Annotated in this window: 1 protein-coding gene; it reads left to right on the top strand. The window is 66.6% G+C overall.

What is annotated here, in order from left to right; genetic code table 11:
• Window positions 1-76: 76 nt before the first annotated feature.
• Window positions 77-3,871: DEAD/DEAH box helicase (locus ACE04F_RS18630; protein ID WP_486108973.1), on the top strand; the 3,795-nt coding region annotated here is incomplete at its 3' end.

Raw genomic sequence — 3,871 nt, 5'->3', positions numbered from 1 at the left:
AAGGGGGCCCTGGCAGGCGATAGAGATCCCGGACGGTACTTGCATCCTACCCACCCCACCCGCCTAAACTGCCCCTATGAATCTGCCCCTTCCAGCCGACCACGCCATGGCAGGCTTTCACCCCGCCGTTCGCGCCTGGTTCAACCAGACATTCCCGGCGGTCACCGCCGCCCAGGCCCGGGCGTGGCCGTTGATCAGCCAACGGCGTTCGGTGCTGGTCGCGGCGCCCACTGGCTCGGGCAAGACCCTGACGGCGTTTCTCGCGGTGCTCGATGACCTGGTGCATCGCGGCCTGGCGCAAGGCGGTCTGCCGGACCAGACCCTGGTGGTCTACGTCTCGCCGCTCAAGGCGTTGAGCAACGATATCCGCATCAATCTGCAAAATCCCCTGGCCGGCATCACCGAGCAGTTGCAACGAATGGGCTTGCCGCCCTTGCCCATCACCACGGCGGTGCGCACCGGCGACACCCCGCAAAAAGATCGCACGGCGATGCGCAAGACCGCGCCGCACATCCTGGTGACCACGCCCGAATCGCTCTACGTGCTGCTCGGTTCCGATTCCGGCCGGCAGATGCTCGCCAGCACGCGCACGGTGATCATCGATGAAATCCACGCCATCGCCGCGAGCAAGCGCGGCAGCCACCTGGCCTTGAGCCTGGAGCGACTGCAGGCGCTGTGCGCCGAGCCGTTGGTGCGCATCGGCCTGTCCGCTACGCAAAAACCCATCGAAGCGGTGTCGCGCTTTCTCGTCGGCCAGGGACGCACTTGTGAAATCGTCGACATCGGCCACGCCCGCCCACGGGACCTGAACATCGAAGTGCCGCCCGTGCCGCTCTCGGCGGTGATGGCCAACGATGTCTGGGAACTGGTCTACAACCGGCTCGCCGAACTGGCCCGGCAACATCGGACCACGCTGGTGTTCGTCAATACCCGGCGCCTGGCCGAACGCCTGAGCCGGCATTTGAGCGAGCGCCTGGGCAAGGAGGCGGTGGCGGCCCACCACGGCAGCCTGGCCAAGGAGTTTCGCCTCGACGCCGAACAACGGCTCAAGCGCGGCGAACTGCAGGTATTGATTGCCACCGCGTCCCTGGAGCTGGGCATCGATATCGGCGATGTCGACCTGGTCTGCCAGATCGCCTCGCCCCGTTCGATCTCGGCGTTCCTGCAAAGGGTCGGACGCTCCGGCCATCAGGTCGGCGGCACGCCGAAGGGGCGTCTGTTCGCCACCACTCGTGACGACCTGATCGAGTGCGTCGCCCTGCTCGACTGCGTGCGCCGTGGCGAGCTGGACATCCTGCACATCCCCGAGGCGCCGCTGGATGTGCTGGCGCAGCAGATCGTCGCCGAGGTCAGTTGCCAGGAATGGCATGAACAGGCCTTGCTGGAGATGTTCCGCCGTGCCTCGCCCTATGCCGAACTCGACGAAGGCCATTACCAGGCGCTGTTGCAGATGCTCGCCGAAGGCGTCAATGGCCGCCAGGGTGTGCGCAGCGCGTACCTGCATCGCGACGCGGTCACTCGTACCCTGCGCGGGCGCCGAGGCAGCAAGCTCACCGCCGTGACCAGCGGCGGCACGATTCCGGACAATGCCGACTACAGCGTGCTGCTCGAACCCCAGGGCCTGAACATCGGCAGCGTCAACGAAGATTTCGCGGTCGAGAGCATTGCCGGCGACGTGTTCCAGTTGGGCAATACCTCGTACCGGATCATTCGCGTCGAGAGTGGCCGCGTGCGGGTCGAGGACGCCCAGGGCCAACCGCCGACCATCCCGTTCTGGCTTGGCGAAGCGCCGGGGCGCAGCGCCGAGCTGTCCGAGGCCGTGGCCCGCCTGCAAGCCCGCCTGGATGAACTGCTCGGCGCCACACCGGGCAACCTGCAACCGGCCCTCGACTGGCTGACCGGGACCCTGCAACTGAACCTCGCCAGCGCCGAGCAACTGCTCGATTACCTCGCCCCGGCGCGCCTGGCCTTCGGCGCCCTGCCGTCCCAGGACACGCTGCTGATGGAGCGCTTTTTCGACGAATCCGGCGGTACGCAGCTGATCATCCACACGCCGTTCGGCAGCCGCATCAACCGCGCCTGGGGTCTGGCCCTGCGCAAGCGTTTCTGTCGCACCTTCAATTTCGAATTGCAGGCCGCCGCCAGCGAAGACGCCATCGTGCTCTCGCTCTCCACCAGCCACAGCTTCGAGTTGGACGAGGTCTGGCGTTACCTCACCAGCCACAGCGCCGAACAGATCCTGATCCAGGCGGTACTGGATGCGCCGTTGTTCGGGGTGCGCTGGCGTTGGAACGCCGGCGTGGCCCTGGCGTTGCCGCGTTACACCGGTGGGCGCAAGGTCGCGCCGCAGATCCAGCGCATGAAGAGCGAAGACCTGATCGCCAGCGTTTTTCCCGACCAGATCGCCTGTCTGGAAAATCTCGCCGGCGAGCGAGAGATTCCCGACCACCCGCTGGTGGAACAGACCCTCGACGATTGCCTGCACGAAGCCATGGACAGCGAAGGCTGGCTGGCCCTGTTGCGACGCATGGAAGCGGGCGAGATCCGCTTGGTCAGCCGCGACCTGCCGGCGCCCTCGCCCCTGGCGGCGGAAATTCTCAGCGCCCGACCCTACACTTTTCTCGACGACGCGCCTTTGGAAGAACGCCGCACCCAAGCGGTGATCAATCGCCGCTGGAGCGATCCGCAATCCACCGATGACCTCGGCGCGCTGGATGCCGAAGCCATTCAGGCGGTGCGGGAAGAGGCCTGGCCGACGCCGAGCAATATCGATGAAATCCATGAAGCGCTGATGAGCCTGGCGTGCATTGCCGACAGCGAAGCCGACGCCGAGCCGTCGTGGCTGGAGGGCTTGCGGACCCTGGCCGAGCGCGGTCGCGCCAGTCATGTGCGGATCAGCGAGGAGCGTGGTTTGTGGGTGCCGCTGGAACGGCTGACGTGCCTGCAAGCAATTTACCCACAGACCCGATGGCAGCCGCCGCTGACGCCACTGCCGGGGTTTGATGAGCAGTGGGACAGCGACGACGCCGTGGTCGAGGTCCTGCGGGCGCGACTCAGCGCCTTCGGCCCGCAGCCGCTGACGGCGATCGCCTATCCGCTGGGGTTGTCACCCGCGCAAGCGACCCAGGCCCTGGCCCAACTGGAGCAACAAGGGTATGTGCTGCGCGGTCGGTTCACGCCGGGCACCGGGCAGGAGGAATGGTGCGAGCGGCACCTGCTGGCGCGGATCCACCGCTACACCGTCAAGCGCCTGCGTCGGGAAATCGAGCCGGTGACGCTGCAGGATTTCATGCGGTTTCTCTTCGACTGGCAGCACCTGTCGCCATCCACCCAAGGCCGGGGCAGCGCCGTATTGCCATCGATCGTCAGCCAGTTCGAAGGTTATCCGGCGGCCGCCTCGGCCTGGGACAGCGACCTGCTGCCGGCGCGGATCAAGGATTATTCAGCGAGCTGGCTCGACGAACTGTGTCGCGGCGGCAAGTTTGTCTGGACGCGCCTGAGCGCCCGCCAGAAGCTGTCCGCCAGCGCCTTGCGCAGCACGCCGATCGTCTTGCTGCCGCGCCGCCAGGTCGGGCTCTGGAGCAGCCTGGCCGAGCAGACGCCGCTCGACGAGTTGTCGCCGAGGACGCAAAAAGTCCACCAGGCCCTCAGCGAGCACGGCGCATTGTTTTTCGATGAGCTGCTGCACGAGGCGCACCTGCTGCGCAGCGAACTGGAAAGCGCCTTGCAGGAACTGGTGGGTGCCGGGCTGGTGAACGCCGACAGCTTCGCCGGACTGCGAGCCTTGATCACTCCCGCCAGCAAGCGTCAGGCCCGCAGCAGCCGGCGCGGGCGTGGAGCATTTGTCGGCGGCATGGACGACGCCGGGCGC

The sequence above is a fragment of the Pseudomonas sp. AGC41 genome (genome assembly GCF_057334555.1).
The sequence above is the reverse complement of the archived record's forward strand: the minus strand, read 5'-3'. Positions and strand labels throughout refer to the sequence as shown.